Annotated in this window: 22 protein-coding genes (1 of these 22 cut by a window edge); 9 read left to right on the top strand and 13 right to left on the bottom strand. The window is 66.5% G+C overall.

The window, feature by feature from the left end:
- Positions 1-13: 13 nt before the first annotated feature.
- The 6 genes from ACW17U_RS12620 (at position 14) to ACW17U_RS12595 (ending at position 5,429) form a co-directional block, all read left to right on the top strand.
- Positions 14-547, top strand: coding sequence for a gamma carbonic anhydrase family protein (locus ACW17U_RS12620; RefSeq protein ID WP_492052831.1), 534 nt, complete (start codon positions 14-16; stop codon positions 545-547).
- A 68-nt stretch (positions 548-615) separates the two neighbouring features.
- Entirely contained in the window at positions 616-1,239 is a 624-nt protein-coding gene (locus ACW17U_RS12615; RefSeq protein WP_492052829.1) for a class I SAM-dependent methyltransferase, read from the top strand.
- 51 nt (positions 1,240-1,290) lie between these two features.
- On the top strand, positions 1,291-2,142 hold the full coding sequence (locus ACW17U_RS12610; RefSeq protein ID WP_492052827.1) for a class I SAM-dependent methyltransferase: 852 nt from the start codon (positions 1,291-1,293) through the stop codon (positions 2,140-2,142).
- A gap of 230 nt (positions 2,143-2,372) precedes the next feature.
- Positions 2,373-4,037: a choline dehydrogenase gene (locus ACW17U_RS12605; protein ID WP_492052825.1), complete on the top strand. Its 1,665-nt coding sequence runs from the start codon at positions 2,373-2,375 to the stop codon at positions 4,035-4,037.
- A gap of 10 nt (positions 4,038-4,047) precedes the next feature.
- Positions 4,048-4,995: an aldo/keto reductase gene (locus ACW17U_RS12600; RefSeq protein ID WP_492052823.1), complete on the top strand. Its 948-nt coding sequence runs from the start codon at positions 4,048-4,050 to the stop codon at positions 4,993-4,995.
- 5 nt (positions 4,996-5,000) lie between these two features.
- On the top strand, positions 5,001-5,429 hold the full coding sequence (locus tag ACW17U_RS12595; RefSeq protein WP_062144750.1) for a globin: 429 nt from the start codon (positions 5,001-5,003) through the stop codon (positions 5,427-5,429).
- Here the strand turns inward: ACW17U_RS12595 and ACW17U_RS12590 are convergent.
- Positions 5,426-5,974, bottom strand: coding sequence for a PAS domain-containing protein (locus ACW17U_RS12590; protein WP_062144753.1), 549 nt, complete (start codon positions 5,972-5,974; stop codon positions 5,426-5,428). The genes ACW17U_RS12595 and ACW17U_RS12590 overlap by 4 nt on opposite strands.
- A gap of 172 nt (positions 5,975-6,146) precedes the next feature.
- Between ACW17U_RS12590 and ACW17U_RS12585 the strand changes: the two genes are divergently transcribed.
- Complete coding sequence (locus ACW17U_RS12585) at positions 6,147-7,079, top strand: hypothetical protein (RefSeq protein ID WP_492052821.1); 933 nt, start codon at positions 6,147-6,149, stop codon at positions 7,077-7,079.
- A 66-nt stretch (positions 7,080-7,145) separates the two neighbouring features.
- On the opposite strand, the gene ACW17U_RS12580 is transcribed toward ACW17U_RS12585, so the two are convergent.
- The 11 genes from ACW17U_RS12580 to hfaA all read right to left on the bottom strand — a co-directional run bounded on the left by ACW17U_RS12580 (position 7,146) and on the right by hfaA (position 21,480).
- Positions 7,146-10,055 carry a M16 family metallopeptidase gene (locus ACW17U_RS12580; protein WP_492052820.1) on the bottom strand — a complete coding sequence of 970 codons (2,910 nt, stop codon included), beginning with the start codon at positions 10,053-10,055 and terminating at the stop codon, positions 7,146-7,148.
- Between the two features lie 93 nt (positions 10,056-10,148).
- Positions 10,149-11,237: a DUF2336 domain-containing protein gene (locus tag ACW17U_RS12575; protein ID WP_492052819.1), complete on the bottom strand. Its 1,089-nt coding sequence runs from the start codon at positions 11,235-11,237 to the stop codon at positions 10,149-10,151.
- Entirely contained in the window at positions 11,237-11,920 is a 684-nt protein-coding gene (locus ACW17U_RS12570) for a hypothetical protein (RefSeq protein WP_492052818.1), read from the bottom strand. Before ACW17U_RS12570 ends, ACW17U_RS12575 begins: the two co-directional genes overlap by 1 nt.
- Before the next feature lie 59 nt (positions 11,921-11,979).
- Positions 11,980-12,747, bottom strand: coding sequence for an ABC transporter permease (locus ACW17U_RS12565; RefSeq protein ID WP_492052817.1), 768 nt, complete (start codon positions 12,745-12,747; stop codon positions 11,980-11,982).
- Positions 12,744-13,496, bottom strand: coding sequence for an ABC transporter ATP-binding protein (locus ACW17U_RS12560; RefSeq protein WP_492052815.1), 753 nt, complete (start codon positions 13,494-13,496; stop codon positions 12,744-12,746). The genes ACW17U_RS12565 and ACW17U_RS12560 overlap by 4 nt, the downstream gene beginning before the upstream one ends.
- Positions 13,493-14,479 carry an ABC transporter substrate-binding protein gene (locus ACW17U_RS12555; RefSeq protein ID WP_492052813.1) on the bottom strand — a complete coding sequence of 329 codons (987 nt, stop codon included), beginning with the start codon at positions 14,477-14,479 and terminating at the stop codon, positions 13,493-13,495. Before ACW17U_RS12555 ends, ACW17U_RS12560 begins: the two co-directional genes overlap by 4 nt.
- 43 nt (positions 14,480-14,522) lie before the next feature.
- The gene (locus ACW17U_RS12550) at positions 14,523-16,595 is read right to left on the bottom strand and encodes a hybrid sensor histidine kinase/response regulator (RefSeq protein WP_062144776.1); all 2,073 of its coding nucleotides are present in this window, start codon (positions 16,593-16,595) and stop codon (positions 14,523-14,525) included.
- Between the two features lie 257 nt (positions 16,596-16,852).
- A complete protein-coding gene (locus ACW17U_RS12545) occupies positions 16,853-18,682 on the bottom strand; it encodes an ABC-F family ATP-binding cassette domain-containing protein (RefSeq protein ID WP_492052811.1) in 1,830 nt (609 codons plus the stop codon).
- Between the two features lie 189 nt (positions 18,683-18,871).
- Entirely contained in the window at positions 18,872-20,110 is a 1,239-nt protein-coding gene (hfaD, locus tag ACW17U_RS12540; protein WP_492052809.1) for a holdfast anchor protein HfaD, read from the bottom strand.
- On the bottom strand, positions 20,028-21,044 hold the full coding sequence (gene hfaB / locus ACW17U_RS12535) for a holdfast anchoring protein HfaB (RefSeq protein WP_062144785.1): 1,017 nt from the start codon (positions 21,042-21,044) through the stop codon (positions 20,028-20,030). The genes hfaD and hfaB overlap by 83 nt, the downstream gene beginning before the upstream one ends.
- Positions 21,034-21,480 carry a holdfast anchoring protein HfaA gene (gene hfaA, locus ACW17U_RS12530; protein WP_062144788.1) on the bottom strand — a complete coding sequence of 149 codons (447 nt, stop codon included), beginning with the start codon at positions 21,478-21,480 and terminating at the stop codon, positions 21,034-21,036. Before hfaA ends, hfaB begins: the two co-directional genes overlap by 11 nt.
- Before the next feature lie 149 nt (positions 21,481-21,629).
- On the opposite strand from hfaA, the gene ACW17U_RS12525 reads away from it, so the two are divergent.
- Together ACW17U_RS12525 and ACW17U_RS12520 are read left to right on the top strand one after the other, a co-directional pair.
- The gene (locus ACW17U_RS12525) at positions 21,630-22,277 is read left to right on the top strand and encodes a rhomboid family intramembrane serine protease (protein ID WP_492052807.1); all 648 of its coding nucleotides are present in this window, start codon (positions 21,630-21,632) and stop codon (positions 22,275-22,277) included.
- Positions 22,278-22,334: 57 nt separating this feature from the next.
- Complete coding sequence (locus ACW17U_RS12520; protein ID WP_062144794.1) at positions 22,335-22,766, top strand: CBS domain-containing protein; 432 nt, start codon at positions 22,335-22,337, stop codon at positions 22,764-22,766.
- 108 nt (positions 22,767-22,874) lie between these two features.
- On the opposite strand, the gene ACW17U_RS12515 is transcribed toward ACW17U_RS12520, so the two are convergent.
- On the bottom strand, positions 22,875-23,299 hold the 3' portion of the coding sequence (locus ACW17U_RS12515) for an RrF2 family transcriptional regulator (RefSeq protein ID WP_492052805.1). It continues 7 nt past the right edge of the window; only the last 425 of its 432 coding nucleotides appear in the window; its start codon lies off the right edge, out of view; its stop codon occupies positions 22,875-22,877.

The following is a 23,299-nucleotide window of genomic DNA, read 5'->3' as shown; positions in this document are numbered from 1 at the left end:
ACGGGGTGTACGGATGACTGTCTATTCCTTGGGCGCCCTAAGCCCCACGCTTCCCGCGCCAGGCGAATACTGGATCGCTCCGACGGCATCGGTCATGGGACATGTCATTCTCAAGAAGAATGCCAGTATCTGGTGGGGCGCCATTGCTCGCGGGGACAACGATCCGATCGAGATCGGCGAAAACAGCAATGTACAGGACGGGTCAGTACTTCACACCGATCATGGCGCGCCACTGACCATCGGGGCGAATGTGACTATCGGCCACATGGTGATGCTGCACGGATGCACGATCGGTGACGGCTCGCTGATCGGGATCGGAGCAATCGTTCTCAATGGCGCGAAGATCGGCAAAAACTGTCTGATCGGCGCGGGGGCCTTGATCACCGAGGGCAAGGAGATCCCCGACAATTCGATGGTCATGGGGGCTCCGGGCAAGGTGGTGCGCGAGATCGGCGAGCAGCATGCCCTGATCCTGCAGGCCTCGGCCCTGCACTATGTCGAGAACTGGCAGCGCTACAGTCGCGACCTGACCGTGTCCGGTGCCTGATCGCAGGAGGGCTTGACCCCCGCCGACGATCTCTCTCGAATGGTCGGGCCCCCGGCAGGAAAATCGCCATGACGTCATTCTATGATCGCCACATCCTGCCGCGCGTTATCGGCTGCGCCTGCGGTGCGGGGGCCATTGCCAAACAGCGGGCCAAGATCGTGCCGCGCGCGCAGGGCCGGGTGCTGGAGCTCGGGATCGGCGGGGGGCTCAACCTGGCCTTTTACGATCCCTCGCGCGTCACCAGCGTGACCGGGGTGGATCCGTCTCAGGGCCTGAGGGACCGGGCCCTGGCGGCGCCGCGACCTGCAGGTCTGAACGTCGAGGTCCTGGACGGGGAAGCCGAACAGCTCAGCTTCGAGTCCCACAGCTTTGATACGGTGGTGTGCACCTTTACCCTGTGCTCGGTACACCAGCCGCCGGCCGTCCTCTCCGAGGCCCGACGGGTTCTGAAACCGGGCGGCCGGTTCCTGTTCTGCGAACATGGCTTGGCCCCCGATGCCAAGGTAGCGCGCTGGCAGAAACGGCTTGAGCCGATCTGGACGCCCCTGGCCGGCGGTTGCCGCCTGACCCGTCCCGTGGCCAGCGGGATTACCGCCGCCGGCTTTGTCCTCGACGAGATGCAGGCCTTCTACATGCCCAAGGCACCCCGGCCGCTGGGCTGGTGCGAGCTTGGCGTCGCGCGGGCGGCCTGATCGCAATATCATCCAAGGTCCAAGGCGCGGCCTGACCGCCCAGGAGAACCCATGTCATTGACTGATACCGCGAGCGCCAATGCCGCCCAGATCGACTACTGGAACACGGCGGTCGGTCAGACCTGGGTCGAGCATCAGGCTCAGCTGGACCGCCTGATCGCACCGCTGGGCGCGGAAGCCATGCGGGTTCTGGCCCCTGCAGCGGGCGAGCGGATCCTGGATGTCGGATGCGGCTGTGGCGAGACCACGCTGGAACTTGCTGCGCGCGTCGGCCCCGGCGGAGGGGTGGTGGGCGTCGACATCTCGGAGCCCATGCTGGCCGTGGCCAGGGCCCGTGACCTTCCGGTCAATGCGGTGGAGCCGCAGTTCCGTAATAGCGATGCGCAGGTCGCTGACCTGGGCGCGGCCGCTTTCGACGCCATATTCTCGCGGTTTGGCGTGATGTTCTTCAGCGATCCGGCCGCGGCCTTCGCCAATCTCCATCGCGCGGTCAGGCCGGGCGGCCGCCTGGCCTTTGTCTGCTGGCGACCCTATGCGGAAAATCTCTGGATGCGGGCGCCGATGGACGCCGCTCAGCCGTTTCTGCCGCCCATGCCGGCCTCCGACCCCCTGGCACCGGGGCCTTTCGCCTTTGCTGATCCCTTGCGCGTGCGGTCCATTCTGGAGGGTGCCGGTTTTTCAGACGTGACCCTTGACCCGTTCGACACGCTGATCGGCGGATCTTCGGTCGCGGAGACCCTCCGGCTGAACTTTCGGGTTGGGCCCCTGGGCTCAGCCCTCAGGACCGCGCCTCACCTTGCCGCTAGCGTCAGCCAGGCCCTGGAGGCCCTTCTGGTGAGCTATGATACCCTGCAGGGCGTTATGATGCCGGCCTGTGTCTGGATCGTGCAGGCCAGGCGCTAGGCATCAGGCTGGGCGGAAAAGCGTCAAGGGGCTCGCACCCCTGGAGGCCCTCTGGGGTTGATAGCCTTATCGGGGTCTTGGAAAAAGAACGCTAAAACAGCGGTTTAGAGCGCCTCCCGGTCCGATGGCTGTTTCATGCCTGTCGGAAAACGCTCTAGCCTTGCGTCCAGCGGAAAGCCGCGTCACTCTCTGCCTTAACAACGATAACATTCAGGGAGGGCGTCGGGGTCATGGCCAGCGAACGCTTCGATTACATCGTCATCGGTGCCGGTTCCGCCGGCTGCGTCCTGGCCGCGCGACTGACGGAAGATCCCAACATCAAGGTCCTGCTGCTGGAGGCCGGCGGCAAGAACACCTCGATCCTGGTCAAGATGCCGGCCGGCGTCGGCGAGCTGATCAAGGCCAAGGGCGATCAGAACTGGGGTTTCTGGACCGAGGAGGAGCCGCACCTCGACAATCGCAAGCTCTGGTGGCCGCGCGGCAAGGGCCTGGGTGGATCCTCGGCCATCAACGGAATGATCTATATCCGTGGCCATGCCCGCGACTATGACCAGTGGCGGCAGATGGGCCTGTCCGGCTGGTCCTATTCGGAGGTGCTGCCCTATTTCAAGCGCTCGGAAACCCACCATGCCGGTGGCGACGCCTATCACGGCGGTCAGGGCCCGCTGCACGTTTCCAAGGGTGAGTCGCCCAGCCCCTTCTATCCGGCCCTGATCGAGGCGGGACGCCAGGCAGGGCACAAGACCACCAAGGATTTCAACGGTTACCAGCAGGAGGGCTTTGGCCCCTATGACCTGACCATCCGTGACGGCAAGCGCTGGAGCGCGGCGGCGGCCTATCTGTCCGAGGCCCTGTCACGACCCAACCTGACCTGCGTGACCGAGGCCCGCACGACCAAGATCCTGATCGAGAAGGGCCGCGCCGTCGGCGTCGACTATGTCGTCGGCAAGGGGGGCGAGGCCCGGACGGCCTATGCCGATGCCGAGGTGCTGCTGAGCGCCGGCGCGGTGCAGTCGCCCCAGATCCTGCAGCTGTCGGGCATCGGTGCGCCGGATCTCCTGAAGGCCAACGGCATCGCCGTGGTTCAGGAATCCAAAGGCGTCGGAGCCAATCTGCAGGACCATCTCGATGTCTGCCTGTCCTGGACGACGAAGAACCTGACGACCGCCTATTCGGCCAACAAGGGCCTCAACAAGCTGGCCACGGGCCTGTCCTACATGCTGTTGGGCAAGGGTCTGGGCCGCCAGCAGTTCCTGGAAAGCGGCGCCTTCCTGAAGTCCCGCCCGGACCTCGACCGTCCCGACCTGCAGATCCATGGCGTGCTGGCCATCATGCAGGACCATGGCAAGGTCGTCGTCGAGAAGGACGGCTTCACCCTGCATGTCTGTCAGCTCCGCCCGGAAAGCCGCGGCGCGGTGGGCCTGCGTTCGGCCGATCCGTTCGATGATCCGACCATCCTGGGCAACTACCTGGCCGCCGACGAAGACCGCCGCGCGCTGCGCGAAGGCGTGCGGATGGCGCGCGAGGTTGCGGCCCAGGCGGCGCTGGATCCCTATCGCGACGCTGAATATGCGCCGGGCGCGGATGTGCGGGCCGACGCCGATATCGACGCCTGGATCCGGGCCAAGTCCGAGACCATCTATCACCCGGTCGGCACCTGCCGCATGGGCGCGGCGGGCGACGCCATGGCGGTGGTCGATGATCATCTGCGCTTGCAGGGGATCGCGGGTCTGCGGGTGGTGGACGCCTCGGTCATGCCGACCCTGGTGGGCGGCAACACCAATGCCCCGACCATCATGGTCGCAGAACGCGCCGCCGATCTGATCCGTGGCAAGGCGACCCTGGCCCCCGTCGATGCGCCGGTGTTCGAGGATGGGCGGGCGGCAGCGGCGTGATCGGCTAGCCATGCAAAAGCGCCCCCTCGGCCGTTCCGGCCTTTCGACTGCCCCGTTGGTGTTCGGCGGCAATGTCTTTGGCTGGACGGCGGATGAAGCGACCTCGCATCGTCTGCTCGACGCCTTTGTCGGCAGCGGCTTCAATGCCGTCGATACGGCCGATGTCTATTCGGCCTGGGTGCCCGGACACGAGGGGGGCGAGTCCGAAAGCGTCATCGGGCGCTGGCTGAAGGCTCGGGGGAGGCGCGACGATGTGCTGATCCTGACCAAGGTCGCCATGTGGCCCAAGCAGCCGGGCCTGTCGGCCGCCAATATCGAGGCGGCCGTCGAGGGCTCGCTGCGCCGACTGCAGACGGACTATATCGACCTCTACCAGTCGCATCAGGATGACGCGGCGACCCCAGTCGAGGAGGCGCTTGAGGCCTTTGGCCGACTCGTGAAGGCCGGAAAGGTACGGGCTATCGGGGCCTCAAATTTCTCGCCGGACCGGCTCGCCGGGACCCTTGCGGCCTCTGAAACCAGGGGCTTGCCGCGGTATGCGACGATCCAGCCGAAGTTCAATCTCTATGACCGCGACCAGGTCGAGGGCGAACTGGCCACCCTGGCCGCGGCGGAGGGCCTGGGCATCATTCCCTTCTACGGCCTGGCTGCGGGCTTCTTGACGGGCAAGTACCGGTCCGAAGCCGACCTTGAGGGACGCGCGCGGCGACACACGATCAAGCGCGACTATATGAACGACAAGGGTGTTCGGGTTCTGGCTGCCCTGGACAAGGCCGTCGAAGCGACCGGAGCCACGCACGCCCAGATCGCTCTGGCCTGGGTCATGGCCCATCCCGCCATCACCGCCCCCATCGCCAGTGCCACCAGCGTGGCCCAGCTGGAGGAGCTGATGGGTGCGGCCAGCCTGGTTCTGCCGGCCCAGGTGATCGCCGATCTTGACGCGGCCGGACGGGACTAGGCGCCGTGAGGGCTGAGCTGATCGAGGAAAGCCTGGCCCTGGCTGCCGAGCGCTGCGCTGACCTGACGCCCCTGGTCTATGCCAGGCTGTTCGCGCAACAGCCCCAGCTTGAGCCGCTGTTCTGCATGGACGGCAATGGCCAGGTGCGCGGCGAGATGCTGTCTCAGGTGATCCGGGCCATTCTCGACTTCGTTGGCGAGCGTCAGTATGCGGCGACCCTGATCCAGTCCGAGGCGATGAACCACGCCGGTTATGATGTCTCGCCCGAGGTCTTCGGGACGTTCTTTGGGGTGGTGGCCGACACCCTCCGGGAGGTTCTGGGCGAGGACTGGACGGCCCCGATCGACGAAGCCTGGCGCGGCCTGCTGATCGAGCTGGACTACTACGTCACCCATACCAACCAGTTCGAGACCGCGAGAGCCTCAGGCCTCTAGGCGATCCGGCGGCCGTTCAGGGTCGCCAGCCGCAGCCTGGCCCCCTGCTGATTGCCGAGACCCAGCGGCTGGATCTGACGAACGCCCAGCTCATAGGCCGGTCGCCCTTCCAGGCGCGCGGTCATGGCGATCGGCTGATAGAGCCCCAGGAATCGATCGGTTTCGCCGTTCACGCCGCGCAGCGGGGCAAACAGCACTTCCATCCCGACCGAAGGGACGCCCTGGGCGCGAATGTCGGCGGTGACCACCACGGGCTGGCAACGGCGACGGGCGATCTCCAGGGAAGACTTGACCTCCAGCCGATGCGACAGGGCCCAGAGGCTGAGCAGGTCTTCGCCGCGCAGGTCGCGGGCATGCAGATCGTTCAGGAAGCCGCCGGCCAGCCGGAACGGCACGCGCCCCAGTTTCTCCCGCCCGGCGATGAATACCTGGGGCAGCAGGTCGGTAAAATCGCCTGGATTGATGTCGGCCCGCGACGGCGCGGGCGCATCGCCTTTGCGATCACGCCAATAGTCTATCAACCGTTCCGTGCTTGGATGGAACATCGTTGTCCCCTGGCGGGTCCTTCCACGGCTGTTTTTTGCCGCACGGGGCTTGCTAGGAGATCCGGGCCAGAGCCCGATCGTCCCGTTTTGGCGCAAGCCGGCGTCGGCGACGGAGGACGGCCCGATTCTTGCTGGCCGAACGGTCGGACGACGTCGTGCGAAGGGAAACGCCATGAAGGCGCCGAAACGATCGATGCGCGGGCCGCTTTGGGGCCTTGGTGCGCTGCTGGGCAGCCTGATGGTGGGGGGCGCGGCCTATGCCGCCGGCTGCACGACGGGTTGCCCGCCGCCGCCGCCGACCTGTTGCCAGCCTCCTGCTCCGCCGCCCAAGCCGCCGAGACCGCCTTCGCCGCCCTGCTGCACGCCGGGTCACAACGTCAATATTCCGGGCGTGAACATCAATGTCGGCGCGACGGTGATCGTCAACGCCAATGCCAATGCCAGCGCCTCGGCGGGGGCATCAGCCGGTGCGACTTCCGGTGCCGGCGGCGGTGCGAGCTCGACCGTCTATTACGGCGGCGGCAGCCATGGTGGCTACTATTCCGGTCCGATGTCGACCGGCTACATTCAGGGACTCAATGTCGAGGGCGTCGAACAGCGTCGTCGCACGGCCTATGAGGCGACCCGGACCAAGCTGCGTCGGGTGGTTATCCGCGCCGTTTGCCTCGACGACCGCGACGTGCCGCATCCGGCCTCGCAGGTCACGCCCGATCGGGATATCGACGACCGCTATGACGGTGAGCTCTATCGCTGCATCGCCGGCTCGCGCATGCAGTATGTGATCGGCGACTATGACGGCGCGATCGACATCAGCACCGGCGGCCGCGGGGCCCAGTCCTATATCTGCGCCAAGAATGAAGCGCTCTACTATTCGCCGGGTACGGGCCAGGCCGGCCAGGCAGGCACCCTGTCCTGTCGTCCGCAACGTCCGGCCCGTGACTGCAACGAGCGCTCGCTGCTTCGCCGGTTCGGTGCCGGGGTCAAGATCCTGACCCTGCTGACGACCGAGACCTATACCGCCTATCGCGAAGAACAGGTCCGCGAGGCCAGCACCTCCTCGATGAGCTTCAGCCTCGATGGTGGCGTCGGCGGCGTGGTCTACTAGAGCCGAATTCCGAGCTTCCAGAGTGATCGGGCCCTCCCTCCGGACAGGCGGGAGGGCCTTTTTCGTCTATTTGCCTTCCGGCTTGACCAGCACGGTCCAGGATCTGTCCGCTCCGAGGAAGGTGCGTGCAGCCCTCTGGACATCAGCGGCCTTGACCCGCTCCAGCCCGGCGATCACCGAGCGGGTCGCGTCCAGGATCCGCGGATCAGCCTGGGCCCCCGACAGGTTGCCAAGCCAGTACTCGTTGGTGACCCGGGATTTCTCGATCTGGTCGATGCGCGGCTTCTTGGCGCGATCCAGTTCGTCCTCGGTGACCGGCTTGTCGCGCAGATCGGCGGCGATCTGGCGGATCGAGGCCATCACGCCGTCCAGCTTTTCAGGCGGAACCTCGACACTGACCGACAGATAGCCCCAGTCATTGAAGACGACACTGTGGGTCGCTCCGGCTGAGGGCGAATAGGTCGCCCCCTGCTTTTCGCGCAGCTCATCGGTCAGACGCAGTTGCATCACCTGGGCCAGGACCGAGGTGTCACGCGACCGCTGCAGGTCCGAGAACAGGTCGTCGGTGCGCCAAGCCATGAACAGCTGGGCCTGGTCGGCGCGGCCCTTGTGGGTCAGCACGACCGGCGTCGCGGAAGGGTCCGGGAAGGGCACCTCGCGCGCCGCCGTCGGTTCGGTCCGCCCCGAACGTGCGGGCAGGGCCCCAAAGGTTTCGGCCACGGCAGCTATGGCCTTGTCGACCGTGATATCGCCGACCACCACAACCTCGATCTGTCCACTGCTGAGCGGGCCTGCGACGGCCGCCTTCAGGGTGTCGAGCGAGGCGGAGGCGATGTCCGTACGGGTCGGGAAGGTCCAGCGCTTGTCGCCCTTGTGCAGCAAGCCGCTGAGCTCCCGGCCGATGACGCCACCGGTCGTGGTTTCCAGCTGGTCGTGGATGGTGCCGTAGTAGGTCTTCACCCGGGTAAAGGCTTCCGGTCGCCAGCCCGGTTCCTGGGCGAAGGCGGCCAGAACCTGCAGTTCGGTGGCGACATCCTCGGGCCGCGTGCGACCACTGAGGGTGAAGGCGTCGTCCTCGATGCCCAGGCCGGCATTCCAGATCTTGCCGTTCAGGACCCGCTCCATGTCCTGGGCGCTGATCTGCTTGAGGCCCCCCTCGATGAAGGCCGAGCCTGACCACAGGGGGCTCTGGCTGGTGGTGGGCAGGTCCAGCAGGCCATTGGCAATGCGGGCCTTGATCAGCACCTGGTCGTCGCGGAACTTGGTCGGCTTGACGGTCAGGCGTACGCCGTTCTCAAAGCGCACGAAGACGGCGTCCAGGTCGCTGATATCCTTTTGCTCGACGACCTTGCCGATCGAGCCGAAGCTGGCATAGGGCCAGGCCGTGACGCCGGGACCGGCGGGGGCCTGGACGGCGACCTTGCCGGAGTCCGCATAGGCCGCCAGCACCGTGGCCTCTCCCCCCTCGATGGCAGACGGGGTGGGGATCAGGATCAGGGGACCCTGGCCCGTGAAGGCGGCTTTCAGAACGGCGCTGACCTGGTCGGCCGTGAGGCCTTTGACGATCTCGTCGAAGGCGGTCAGGTTCTGGCTCGGGCTGGTGACGGTTTCGCCGTCGGTCAGGCTGCCCACAATGCCTGCGGCCAGGGCCGTAGAGCGCTGGGTGGCCTCGCCCGAGGCGGCGGCGACCAGGGATGCGCGCAGGCTGGCGATCTCACGGTCCAGTTCGTCCTGTCGCACGCCAAACTGCAGGACCCGGCGCTGTTCCTGCTCCAGGGCCGCCAGGGCCTCGCGCCATCGACCGGGCTGGGCCGTGGCACCCAGGGTGGTCATGCGCACGGCACCGTACTGGTCGGACGCGAAGGCCCCGCCGGCGATGAACGGGGGATCCGCAGCGCGGCTCAGGGCCTGCATGCGGCGGTTCAGCACCGCAAAGCCGAGGTTGCGCAGGGTATCGCGCACATCGACGGCCTTGGTCTCGATCAGGCCGTCAGGGGTCGAGGCCCAGGAGAGCTGTACCGCGAGCGGCGCGCCCGGCTCGACGATCAGGCGGACAGTCTGACCGCGTTTGGCAACCTTGCCCAGGTCAGGGCGTTTGCCGGCGGGGCCCTTGGCCGTCCAGTCGCCGAACCGGGCCTTGATCTTGGCTTCCATGGCGTCGAGATCGAAATCACCGACGGCCACCAGAACAGCCCGCTCCGGCCGATAATAGGCCTCGTAATAGTCGCGGATGCGCTGGGCCGGGGCCGTCTTGAGGACCTCGGTCTTGCCGATCGGAATGCGCTTGGGCGGTAGCTGGCCCTCCATCTGGAAGTCCATCGACTTGATGGCCACGCGATAGCCGGGGCTGTCGCGCGTGCGTTCCTCGGAGAGGACGACACCGCGCTCGCGATCGACCGCCTCGGGGGCGATGGTCAGTTCGCCGGCCGTCTCCCGCAGCAGCATCAGCGAGCTGTCCACAGTGGTGTCGTCGGTCTTGGGCAGGTCCAGCTGATAGATGGTCTGATCCAGGCCGGTGGAGGCGTTGGTGTCGGCTCCGAACGCCAGACCGTGGCGCTCAAGGATCTTGATCATTTCGCCTTCGGGCACGTTCTTGCTGCCGTTGAAGGCCATGTGCTCGAGGAAGTGGGCCAGGCCCTGCTGATCGTCGGCCTCCATCAGCGAGCCCGTGTCGAACCACAGCCGAAGGGCGGCCTGCTGGGGCGGAGTGGCGTTCTTCATCAGGGCGTAGCGCATGCCGCTGGGCAGAACGCCGAACCGCACGCGGGGGTCTGGCGCAATGTCGGAGACCTCGTGTGCCCACTGGCCGGGCTTCAGGGAGGCCCGGGTGGGTCCTGCAGGTACTGCCGGTGCCGAGTTGGAGCCCGCTCTTGCCAGGGACGGCAGGGACGGCAGGGATAGCTTTGGCAGGGCAGAGCAGGCGGCGAGGGACAGGCCGACGGCGGCCAGCAGCGTCAGGCGCGAAGCGCGAATCATAGACAGCCTAGGGTTAGGTGCGGATTTTGAAGCCTCACCTTGGGCGTCTCTGAAGGCGCAAGCAAGGCAGCCAGCGCCCTGCGAAAGTCTTGATCAGGCGGCGGCGACGTCACCGGTCTGGCGGCGAAGGCGCCAGAATCGGATCGTGCGCAGGGCGGCCTCGCGGGGCAGGGCGCCATAGAGTTCGCCATAGGCCTTGGCCTTGCCCATCACGTCATCCGACGGTTCCAGGATCAGCAGGGCGAAGGTCAGGAACAGGGCGCGATCGAAATCTGCGGCCTTGCAGACCACGGCCAGGGCGTCCAGTTCGTGCCGCTCCAAGATATGGCGGGCGGTGTGGAAGTCGATATCGGCCATGTCGGCCAGGGCCACCAGGAAAAGGGTGGTGTTCTTGGCGCGAAGCATGGCGGCGAGGGCCGCAGCCGTCGCGCCACCCTTCGCCTTGATGGCGCGGAACTCGTGCTCAGCCTGGGCATGGTCCGCCGGCAGGGCACCGTCCCCGGCGGCGACGCGCTTGCGGCCGGCGTCGAGGGCCGCTTCCAGCGTCGCGGGATCAACATCGGCATTCTTGGCCATGATCCGCTCGCGCAGCCTGGCCTCGACCATGAAGTACATCTCGTTCAGCAGATCGACGGGCAGGCCGTGACGGTCGACCACGGCCTCGTGCAGGGCCGGATTGGCCGCCGCACGGTCGACGACCGCTTCGTGCGCCTGACGGGACAGCACGGCACCTTCGTTCCGCAACAGGACGCCCAAGGTAGTATCATCGCCGTGCTGAACGATGGCATCCGAAACCGCACTGGGAACGCTGGTGCGCTGGGAGATGGCGCGCAGATGATCCTGGCCACGGGTGCGCGCCACCTCCAGCAGATCGTTTTCCGACAGGCTCGAAGAGTTCTTCAGGATCGGCTGGGCGACAGCAATGCTGTCCATGGCCAGGGTCCGGCTGATGCCCCGCGGCGCGGCGGGAGCCTGGCTCAGGCGTTCGGCCAGCTCGATCCTGACGGCTTCTTCCATGTCACCGGCCAGTTGGCTCATGACGTCGTCGAATAGCCCCATCTGGACCGGGTCGTGACTGTCGCCTGTGAAGAACAGGTCCGTCACGCCACGCAGAAGCTCGCGCCGCCTGGCGCTGGACGGTTCATCCGCCAGGGCGATCAGGTCGTGAAGCTTGGATTGCATCACAGCGTGCCGTCCAATCCGCTGCGGTCAGCGTCTTCACGGCCGCGGGCCCCCTGCGCCATCCACTCGGCTGAGCCGTGGCGGGGTTCGTCATCCTTCAGTCGCGGCGCCTCCTCAGAGGGTGCGATGAAGACCATTCCATTGGGCTGAAGCCTCGGTAGGGCGTCAGGCTGCAGGCCGTACTGACGGCCGACCGAATAGGTCCGGGCCATGCTGGGGAGCAAGCCCGGTGGCTGAGCGCTGTCGGGCAGGCCGTTCAGGGGGGAGGGCACAGTCTGGGGTGCGGTGGCGGCCAAGGTTTGGCGCTGCGGGGGGGCGGACGGGGCCGGTGCGGGAGCCGGCGAACCCGACTCCGGCAGGGCCCTGAGATTCCGCCAGGGCTCTGACATCGTCGCCTGGGCGGCTACCGGGGCCGCGGCGGGCTGAAAGGCCTGGACCTGGGCCGGTGGCCGCATGTTGAGCGGTGCAGTGGGCACCGGTGGGGCCTGGATCGATGCGGCCCGGCCCGTAATCGGCTCCTGCTTGCCGGCCCAGCCGAGGATGGGACCAGCATAGCCTGATGCGGCGCTCAGGGCGGGGGATGCCCGGCTCGGGCGCGGTCCATAGCGGCTCTCGCGCGTGTCCTCGGCGCGTGCGGCGGAAGCGACGCTGACAAGAACGGCGAGGATGACCAGGGAACGCATCGGGGAGACTGCCGGAGGACTTCAGACTCCAGCCTTAGGCCTTGTGGCTTAATCTTGACCTAACGCCCGCGCCAAAGGGCCAGAAGGCGACGCTCGACCAGTTCCATCAGGGCGTGCAGGGCGACGCCCAGCAGTGCCAGGGTCAGAAGGGCGGCAAATACCCGAGCAGTTTGCAGGCGATTGTAGGATTCCAGGATCCGCCAGGCCAGACCCTGGGCACCGCCAGACCCCGCCACGAATTCCGCCACGACGGCACCGATCACGGCTAAGCCCGCCGCAACCTTGTGGCCTTCCAGCAGGGCCGGGACGGCCGAGGGCAGTCGCAGGCGCCAAAGGCGCTGGGCGGAGGTCGCGCCATAGAGGTCGAACAGGCGCGCCAGATCGGGATCCACGGCCTTCAGACCGGAGAGGGCACCCGAGAAAATCGGAAAGAAGGCCACCACGGCGGCCAGGCCGATCACCGCCCGCTCTGGATGATCGATACCGGCCCAGATGGTCACCAGCGGGGCGATGGCGACGAGGGGGGTGACCTGCAAGGTCACGGCGATGGGCCGGATGGCGTCTTCCAGCAGCGGACTGAGGCTGACCGCCAGGGCCAGGCCGCACGCCAGGAGGCTGGCCATGACCAGGGCCAGGAGGGCAGTCGAGAGCGTTCCCCAGGCCGAGGCGAGCAGAAGGGGCCAGCTCGCCACCAGGGCCGCCCCGATCGCGCTGGGAGGCGGCAGCAGATAGGCCGGCACGGCCAGGCGGGCGCAGGTCAGTTCCCAGATGGTCAGCAGCAGACCGATCAGGACCAGCGGCGACAGGATGGCCGAGAGGGTCTTCATGCGGCCCGCGCTCCGGCCTGGGCCAACAGGCCGGAAACAGCTTCAACGGCCTGGCGGAAGGCTTCGGTGGTGCGAAAGCCGGTAGGGCGGACCAAGGGCCCCTGGATGGTGACCTCACCGGCAATACGGCCTGGGCCCGGGCTCATGACGACCACGCGGCCGGCCATATAGACCGCTTCCTCGACATTGTGGGTGACGAAGATCATCGCCGGCCCCAGGCTTTCGGCCAGGGTCAGCACATCGTCGGCCAGGGCGCGGCGGGTGATTTCATCAAGGGCCGCAAACGGTTCATCCAGCAGCAGCAGGCGCGGGCCCGTCACCAGGGCGCGAGCCAGCGACACACGCATGGCCATGCCGCCGGACAGCTGGACAGGACGCGCCGCCAGGGCCTCGCCCAGTCCCACCCTGGTCAGGGCCTCCTGTGCGGCAGTCATGGCCGCAGCGCGGGGTGTACCGGCGAGTTCCAGAGGCAGGGCGACGTTGGCCTGGGCGCTGAGCCAGGGGGCCAGGGTCGGGGCCTGAAAGACCACGGCGGTCTCGCCCTTGCCGGCGGCGCGGGTCACAGTTCCGCGGGTGGGTTGTTCCAGCCCGGCCAGCAGGCGAAGCGCTGTCGACTTGCCGCAGCCGGACGGTCCGACCAGGGCGACCACCTCGCCAGCGCGCAGTGAAAGGTCGACCGGTCCAAGGGCGCGGCCTCGACCCGGATAGTCAACTTCGACGGCTGAAAGCGCGGCGATGGACTGGGTCATGGGCCCTTGGGCAGGAATTGCAGTGTGTAGGCCCGCTTGTAATCCATGTCCTTGGGATAGACGCCCTGGTCGGCGGCGACCTTGAAGAACTCGGCCCAGCGGGCGTCGGTCATGCTGCCGATCCCGTCCTTGCCCACGATGCCATAGGCCCGCATCTTTTCCCGGGCCTGATCCAGCACATCCTGGGTCATTTCCGGATTGTCCTTGAGGATGGCGGCGTCACCGGGTTTGGCGTCCCCGTAGAGATAGGACTTCCAGCCCGCCGCCGTGGCGTCGACAAAGGCCTGGGCTGCGGCCGGGTTCTTGGCGATGAAGCTGTCCGGCATCAGGGCCATAGACGCATAGGCCGGGTAGCCGCTGTCAGCCAGCAGGAACACCGCCGGCTTGATCTTGCCTTCCTTCTCGATCAGGTAAGGCTCGCTGGTGGCATAGCCCTGCTGAATGATGCGCTTGTCGGCCAGGAACGGCGCGGCGCTATAATTGTATTTGCGGACCTGATCATCGCTGAAGCCGTACTTCGCCTTCAACCAGACCCAGAAGGCGGTGATCGAGGCGTCGGCCAGCAGGATCGGCCGGCCCTTCATGTCAGCGATCGAATTGATGCCCTGGCCGGGATGGGCGATCAGCACCTGCGGGTCCTTGTCCATGAAGGCCGCCACGGCCTTCACCGGCGCCTGTTCCTTGGCCAGGTTCATGACGATGAAGCTGTTGGAGCCGACGCCGACGTCCACGGCCCCCGTGGCGAGCAGCTGCGGGACATTCACGCCGGGACCGCCCTGGATCAGGGTCACATCCAGACCGCGTCGGGCATATTCACCCGTGGCCAGGGCCTGGTAATAGCCGCCGAGTTCAGCCTGGGCCCGCCAGTCGGTCGCCAGTTTCATCGCCGTGCGGCCGGGGGCGTCGGCCGGCTCCTGGCTGGATGGCGAACAGGCGACGATCAGGGCGCAGACAGCCAGCGCGGCCAGGCGGCGGAAACCCATCAATCCCTCCAGGACTAGAGCGCCTCAGGCGAACGCTGTTCGACTAATCGATGCTTGTGGGCGCGGTCAACCAACGATCGACCTTGGCGTACAGGACCTCGCGCTGGATCGGCTTGGCGATGTGATCGACCATGCCGGCGGCGTAGCAGCGCTCGACCTGTTGGGGCAGGGCGTCTGCGCTCATGGCGATAATCGGAATCTTGCTGGCGGGCGAGTGGAGGGCGCGGATGGCGCGGGTCGCCGCCAGTCCATCCATCAACGGCATATGGATATCCATCAGGATCATGTCATACTCGCCGACCGCAGCGGCTTCGACGGCCTGCTGTCCATTCTCGGCGATGTCGACCTTGCAGCCGGCCAGGAGCAGCAGGGCGACCCCGATCTCGCGATTCATCGGGTGGTCATCGACCAGCAGGATGCGCGCGGCGCTGGGTGCCGCCGTCGGACGGGCCTCGGGCGCGGCTACGGGCTCGGCAACCGGTGCCGTAACCTCGATCCAGAAGCAGGACCCTCGACCGGGCACGCTGTCGACGCCGATTCTGCCGCCCATCATCTCGACCAGGGTTCGGCTGATCGCAAGGCCCAGGCCCGCGCCGCCATAGGTACGGCTGGCGGACCCGTCGATCTGTGAGAAGCGCTGGAACAGCAGGGCCTGCTGCTCGACGGAAATGCCGACACCGGTATCGGCGATTTCGAAGCGCAGCCGATCCTCGTCTTCGCCGGCCTCGACGATCAGGCTTGCATCGATGCGCCCCGTCTCGGTGAACTTTACGGCGTTGTTGAGCAAATTTAGCAGGACCTGGCGTAGGCGGGCATCGTCGAGATCATGCAGGGCCTCGAGCGGGTCGATGATCTCGACCTCGATCGTCAGCCCCTTGGCGCGGGCTTCCGGTGCCATGATCGCGACGGTGTCCCGCAGCAGGGCGGCGGCGGAGGTCGGCTGGGGCGACAGCTCCACCTGGCCGGCCTCGACCCGCGAAAAGTCGAGGATGTCATTGACGACGGTCAGCAGCGCGCCACCGGCATTGTCGATCAGGTTCACCTGGCGTCGCGCATCCGGCGGCAGGTCGTTACGGGCGGCGAGTAGCTGGGCGAAGCCCAGCACGCTGTTCAGCGGGGTGCGAATTTCGTGGCTCATGGTCGCCAGGAACTCGGTCTTGGCCTCGGTCGCCGCCAAGGCCCGGGCCCTGGCCGCCCGTGTCAGCTGTTCCCGGCGGACGAGCAGGCGCTTGAGGCGTTCCTGCTGGGCCAGGGCCAGGCCGGTCGCCAAGGTTGTGCCGAATAGCAGGAAGACAAAGACCTGGACGATGCGGGCCGGATTGGCGTCTGCCCAGCGTAGACCCACCGCGAGATAGCCTGAGGAGGCCACCAGCGGGATGGCGATGCAGGCCACGACGAGAGAGCTTTCCGCCGCGCCGCGCGCGCCCAGACGGAAGGCGGCCAGCATGGCCAGGGGGAAGATCATGAAGGGTGCCGGTACCCCGTCCGGATAGAAGCAGATCGCGGTCATCACGGCGATCGAGGCGTAGATCGCCAGGCGTTCGCGCCTTGACCGGTGGAAGGCGCGCCGGTGCTCGGCATCGAGGAGGACCAGGATCGCGGGAAGCACGACGGCCAGTCCGAGACCGCTTCGCGCAAACCAGGCCCAGAGGATCGTCAGGAAGGGCGCACCGGTGATCACCGAGAGCGGAAGGGCGGCAAGCACCGCAGCGATCGTGGCGATGGGTGCGCCCAGGGCGACAAGCATGGCCAGCTGCCGCATGTTGCGCAGGCGCATGACGCCATTGGAGAAGCGGCTGACGACAATCCAGACCGCAAAGGCCTCCGCCACGTCGATGGTGGTGTAGAGCAGGGTCTTGGTCAGGCTGTCGCCGACCATCTGGCTCGTGGCGATATGGAAAAACACCATAACAAGGGTCAGGGCGATGCGCCGTGGGGCGTTGAGCGCCATGAGGCCGACCGCGAGCAGCCCATTGGCCGGCCAGAAGGAAGCCACGCCCAGGGCGGTGCGAGTCAGGTACTCGCTGAAGGCCAGACTGGCGACAATAGCCACAGCCAGGCCCAGTAGCAGAGCATCCTGCCGCTGACGCTCAAGTTGTGCCAACTCTTGCCGCATACTCTTCCTGTCCCCCCAGCTTGATACGCTTGCGCGTGTCTAAGGTTGCGGCCAATTCAGTTGCTGTGGCGCTTTGTCGCAGATGCGGCGCACCATCAACTCAAGTCCAACTTGTGGTCGCCCCGTCTCTACTTCGACGGGCGCTTGAGGATGCATAAGGTTCGCTGGGATTCAAGCGCGGGTCTTTACTGAAAACCATAAGGGCACTGGCTGGTACGCCGTTGCCCAGGCCGTACCAGTCGTCGCTGAGGAGCCGTTCAGCCGACCATGGCCTCGCGCTTTTCCTCGAGCGCCAGCCAGTCCTCTTCGGCCTGGGCCAGGTCACTGCGGGCCTTGTCGAGGGCCTTCATCACCTTGTCGAAACCGGCCGGGTCCCGTGCATAGAAGTTCGCGTCCGCCAGCCGGGCTTCGAGGTCGCCGATGATCCCGGGACTGGCGGCCACCAGGGCCTCGCATTCCTCCAGACGGCGCTGGTCCTTGTAGGACAGCTTGCCGGCCTTCTTGGGCGGCGGGGGCGGTGCGGTCACGACCGCCTTGTGCGAGCCGGTCCCGGTGGCAAAATCGCCGGCGGCCCCGCGGGCCCCCTTGAAGAAGTCGGGGCTCTGGTCGATCAGGTCGCTCCAGCCGCCCGGCGTTTCCAGCACCTTGCCATGGCCATTCATGGCGATGGTCGAGGTCGCCAGCCGGTCGATGAAGTCGCGATCGTGGCTGACCAGGATCAGCGTCCCTTCGAAATCGGCCAGCAGTTCCTCGAGCAGGTCCAGGGTGTCCATGTCGAGGTCATTGGTCGGCTCGTCGAGAACCATCAGATTGGTCGGCGAGGCCAGGGCCCGGGCCAGCAGCAGGCGGTTGCGCTCTCCGCCGGACAGGCTGGTGACCGGCTGGCGGAGCTGGGCCTCGGTGAACAGGAACTCCTTGGCATAGCCGGCCACGTGCTTGGGCACGCCGCGCACCAGGATCGAGTCGCCGCCGCCGGGGGTCAGGAAGTCCCACAGCGTCATCTTCTCCGACAGCGCCATGCGGTTCTGGTCGACATAGGAGATCTCGAGATTGGTCCCCAGCTTGATGTCGCCGGCGTCGATCTCAAGCTCGCCCAGCAGCATGCGCACCAGGGTGGTCTTGCCCGCCCCGTTGGGACCGACCAGGGCCACGCGATCACCGCGCAGGATGCGGGTCGAGAAGTCCTCGACGATCACCCGGTCGCCGAAACGCTTGGTGACGTGCTTGGCCTCGACCACCCGCTTGCCCGAGGTGCCGGAGGACTCGACCGCCATGGTCATGCTGCCGCGCTTGTCGGCCTGCAGGTCACGCTTCTGGCTGCGCAGGTCCATCAGGGCCCGGCGGCGGCCTTCATTGCGGGCCCGACGTCCCTGAACGCCGCGAGCCAGCCAGGCGTTTTCCTTTTCCAGCTGCTTGTTGAGCCGGCGTTCCTCGTCGGCCTCGGCCGCCAGCACCTGTTCGCTCCAGACCTCGAACTCGGCGAACCCCTTGTCGAGGCGGCGGACCTTGCGGTGCTCCAGCCAGAAGGTGCGCTGGGTGACGCGGTTGAGGAAGGCGCGGTCGTGGCTGACGATCAGGGCCGCGCACTTGGAATTGGCCAGCTCTTCTTCCAGGGTCTGGATGGCGAAGATGTCGAGGTGGTTAGTCGGCTCGTCCAGCAGCAGCACGTCCGGCTGCTCGGCAAAGGCGCGGGCCAGGGCCGCGCGCCGCCGCTCGCCGCCGGAAAGGCCCTCGGTCCCCTTGCTGTAGTCGAGCCCGAAATCAGCCAGGGTGGCGTGGGCTTCATAGTCCTCCGCGCCGCCGGCGGTGCAGTAGTCCAGCAGGGTTGCGCCGGTGATCTCCGGTTCCTGGTCGACGAAGATGATCTTGGCCCCGGGCTGCACGGAGCGCTCGCCGCTGTCGGCCTCGATACCCTTGGCGGCCAGGATCTTCAGCAGGGTGGATTTGCCGGCGCCATTGCGGCCCACAAGGCAGGCGCGGATCCGCGGCTCCAGTGCCAGGTCGACACCATCGAACAGGGGCTTGGCCCCGTCGGCCAGTCGGACGTCCTTGAGGGCGAGAATAGGCGCGCGGGCAGGGGAAGCCATAAGGTGCTCTTAGTGGGGAGGCGTCGGGATATCGCGGAGGATGCGGCCTATATCAGGGATGGCCGGGAAAAAACGACAAAAACCGGCCAGGCCGCAGCAGACCGCGAGCCATGGCCTCGCCCATAGTCCCGGCAGGTCCGGGGCGTCCTGAAGCCGGACCCGCTGCCGCGACCCGATATCAAGGGCCGGCTAGTGGTTGGGCGAGCTCACATAGAAGCTGGCATTGTTGCCGGTAGCCGTGGTGATGCCGCTGATCGAGCGGGCCGAACCGGCGGTCGTCGTCGTGCGGGCACCGACCTCGGTGCTGTTGACCTGATTGTTGCGGATGGTCATCTGGCCGCTGCACTGCGAACAGGCATAGGCGGTCACCGCATTGCCCATGGCCGTCGCCGTGGCCACGGCATCATAGCCGTCATGGCCCTCGAACAGGGCCAGGGCTTCGACGCCGCCGCCCTCATTGGTCTGTATGTTGTCGAGCACCACTTCGGGCCCATAGTTGCCGACCAGGGCGGAATTGCCGACGCCATGGGCACCGACCTGGGCGGCGCTGAACTGGTAGGACGTCGCCTCGGCCTGGGCGCGGACATAGGCGGCATTGTACTGGTTGCTCGCGACATCCAGCAGCGGGCCTTCATTGGTCGCGGAAAGATTGTTGCCGCTGGCAGAAGCTGCCGTGCTGCTCAGATAGCTCGAGCCATAGGCCGTGAACTTGCTGGCCTGGGTGATGCCGGCATTGGACTGCTCGGTGATCACGCGCGCGGCCGACTGCTCGGTTCCCGAGAGGGTGATGTTGTTCCCTGTCGCCGTGCCGGCGACCGCCGCCGTGCCGGTGATCGCGCCGGCGATCGAACCGCCATCGGCCAGCACATTGGCCGTATTGCCCTGGCTGACCCGCACGCCCATGGCGGCATTGATCAGGGTCAGGCCCTGGCTGTTGCCCTGAGCCAGGGTGCTGATCGACACATCCTGAAGTTCGGCATGATCCGCTTCCAGCTGGCTGCGGGCCGTGACCCCGGCGGTGTTCAGCTGGGTCACCCGCCCCGTGAGGGTGCCATTGTCGGCCGCCGCCGTGCCGGCATTGCCGACCGCGGTGCTGGTGATGTGGCTGCGGGCACCGCCATTGAGACCGAGATTGACCACGCCATGGGCCAGGACCTGACCGGAATTGTCCTGGTTCGAGGTCAGGACGGCGTCGGTATCCCGTACCGAGACCAGGGCGCTGTTGGCCGGCGCAATCGTGCTGGCACTGAAGCCGTCGGTGACGGTTTCAACGTTCAGGGTCTGCTCGGCAAAGACGTCGCCCAGATTGATCTGGTTGTTCAGAACCGTGCTGGGCGCGGTCTGGCTAGTAGCGACCCCGCTTAGCATTGCGCAGATCGGGATCGCTGCGAGCGTTCCAGCGAGACGGGTCTTCGCGGGTCTGCGCATTGTTGGTTCCCAGATTGTTGTAGGCGGGCGTGAAGGCTCCCGTCTGTCCGACGGTGGGGTCGCCCAGCGGGTCGTAACGCATGCAGCCCTGGGGGCCGGGCATGCCATAGAGATTGGCGCTGAACTCAACGACCGAGCGCTCGATAAGGGCGCGCACCGCCAGCTGGACCGGCTCCAGCGCGCCTCGGCCGCCCGAGATATCGAACAGGTTGCCATTGAGGAAGTCGAAGACGCCCAGGCTGACCTCGCGCCCGACCACCTGCTTCTGGTAGGCGACGACATCGACCACTTCCAGGGTGCGGGTATTCACCAGACGCAGGTCCAGGGCGATGTTCATCACGAACACCCGGCGCTTGAAACTGCCCTTCAGGCCGTCGGTGTCCTTGTCGCCGGCATAGGCGTCAACGCCGGCCGAGCGGATATTGTAGTTGAGCTCGGTAATGCCGCCGACCACATAGAAGTCCGAACCCGGCACCTGACCGGCCAGGATGCGGCGATAGTCGACCGGTACGTCAGCGGCGGGATTGGGACGGTCGCTGATCAGCTTGTTGTTGGCGTATTTCAGTTCGAACTCAGACACCGAGGTGTCGAAGCGCTCGACCATCGGCATGCCGGCCTTGGCGAAGGCGGACATGGCCAGCAGGGAGGCCCCCTGGGTGACCTTGCGGCCCGAGCCGTCGGACTCTTCCTTGCCGGTATAGTCGGCGATGCGGCCGATCGCGATGCGCGGAGCCGCAATGCGGTTCTGCTTGGCATACTGGCTCAGGCAGACCAGGGCGGCGGAATAGTCGGTCGGGTTGGCGGTGACCGGTGCCGTGCCGATCGGCTTGGCGTAATTGCCTTCCATCGAGACCTTGGGCACGCTCGTGCCGCAAGCCGTCAGGGCGCTGCAGGCCAGGGCCATGATGGCCAGGGATAGGCGCTTATTTCCCATCGGTGACGCCCTTCACCGAAGATCCTGCCGAGATATTGCCGGTGTTGGTCTGGGTCGAGTTGACGATCACCGTATTGTTGTTGCCCTGGGTGATGACCGTCAGATTGTTGCCGATCGCCGTCGAGCTGCTGTAGCCGCGACCGCCGACGCCCGAATAGGCATCCAGCGATCCCGAGGAATGGCTGGACGAAAAGACGCTCTGGTCGGCGCCGGTCAGCATCACGCCGTCAACGATGATGCGGTTGCCATTGGCGTCCCGGGTCGAATAGTCGACCACGCGGTTTTCCTGACCGGCGATGCGACCATAGCCGGCATTGAAGGCGGCGGAATTGCTCGACATGGTCTGGGCGAGGGTCGCGACCGGCGCGCTGAGCCCTGCGACGACAGCGACAAGGCCTGCGCCGACGACGATGCTGTTTCTGATCTGCCAGGCCATGGGAGCCTCCGCGACTGCCGACGCGAAGGTGCAAGCAACCCCCGTGCCAAATTCATACAGCTTCCGGTCTAGAGCCAAGGTCTCGCAAAATGGTTAAGCGATAGGCAGTGCGACTCTGAAACGCGCGCCGCCGTCCTAAGTAAGAGTGCATGACCCTCGATCGTCCCGAAGAACCCCGCGAACCGATGTTCAATGCGCCCTGGCCGGCCTTGCTGGCGGCGGCGAGCATCCTGCTGTCGCATCTGGTCCTGGCCGGTGCCAGCCCGGATACGATCTACAGCCTGGCGCTGGAGCCGGTTCGCATCTGGCGCGGGGAGGTGGCCGGGTTGGTCACCTCGCTCTTTGTGCATGGTGGCTGGATTCACGCCCTGATGAATGCCGCCTTTGCCCTGGCCTTCGGGGCACCGGTCGCCCGCCTGCTCGGTCTTGGCCTGAAGGGCGGGAGTGTCTTCGTCCTGCTCTATATAATGTCGGGTATGGGTGCGGGCCTGGCCTATGCCGCCCTTCACCCTGGCTCGACCGACCTGGTGGTCGGAGCCTCGGGAGCTGTCGCCGGCCTGATGGGCGCGGCGGGCCGACTGATGGATCGTCCCGGGGTGCTGAGCAGCCCCTTCGCACCGCGCGCCCTGTCCCTGGCCCTCAGCTGGTTGGTCATCAATCTGGTCATGGCAGCCTTTGGGGGCTTTCCGGGCCTGACGGGGGCGGTGGCCTGGGAGGCCCACCTGTTCGGCTTCGTCGCCGGGGCCCTTCTGGTCTCGCCGGCCTCCTGGCTGGCAGCAAATTCACACGGCCATTGATCCCCGCACCGCTTTGCGAGACCCTCTCCCCACAAGAATGAACAAGGGAGGTGCTCAGTGCTGGTTTCTCAGATCCTGAAGGACAAGGGCGATCTGGTGTTTACGGCCTCGCCCCAGGAAACGGTGGGTGCTGCTGCGGCCCTGCTCCATACCCGCCGGGTTGGGGCCATGGTCGTGGTCGATGCTGATGAGGCCATTGTCGGCATTCTGTCGGAACGCGACATTGTTCGCGTGATCGCCAAGGAGGGGGGCGGAGCCCTGACCAAGCCGATCGCCACCTGCATGAGCGCTGATGTGATCTTCGCTCAGCCAGAAGAGTCGATCGATGTCCTGCTGGAGCGGATGACCGACCGCCGGATCCGCCACCTTCCGGTGGTCCGCGAGGGACGCTTGGTCGGCATCATCTCGATCGGCGACCTGGTGAAGTACAAGATCAATGAAGCCCAGGCCGAAGCCGAGGGGCTGAAAGCCTATATCGCGGCGGGCTAGGGCGTTTTCCGGCCGGTGTGAAACAGCAATCGGATCGAAGGGCGCTCAGACCCCTGAGCCAGTGCGCGGTTCAGCCGCCCGGATGACTCCGTCAGGCCGGAATGGGCTCTAGCCGCCGAGCAGTTCTGCGCCTTCGCCGGCAACGGCGTCGGCCAGGCTGTAGCCTTCCAGGACCTGGGCCGTGACATCGCGGGCCCTGAGCAGGGCTTCACGCAGGGCGCAGGTCGCCAGATCACGGCAGTCCTCACAACGACGGAAGGCCGTGCGACTGACGCAGGGGGCGAGGGCCAGGGGGCCGTCGACCAGCCGGATGACCTCGGCAAAATTGATCTCTGCGGCGGGGCGGCCGAGCAGATAGCCGCCGAACTTGCCGCGACGGCTGACGACCAGGCCCTCGCGGGCCAGGGTCAACAGGATCGCTTCCAGAAACTTGCGTGGTGCATCGGCCCGGACCGCCAGTTCGCCGGCGGTAACCTGTCCGTCCTCGCGGGCCAGTTCGATCATTGCGCGCAGCGCATAACGCGCCTTCTGGG

This window comes from Caulobacter sp. AVps16 (assembly GCF_058681455.1).
Note: the sequence above shows the minus strand (reverse complement) of the source record. Positions and strands in the feature narration are given on the sequence as shown.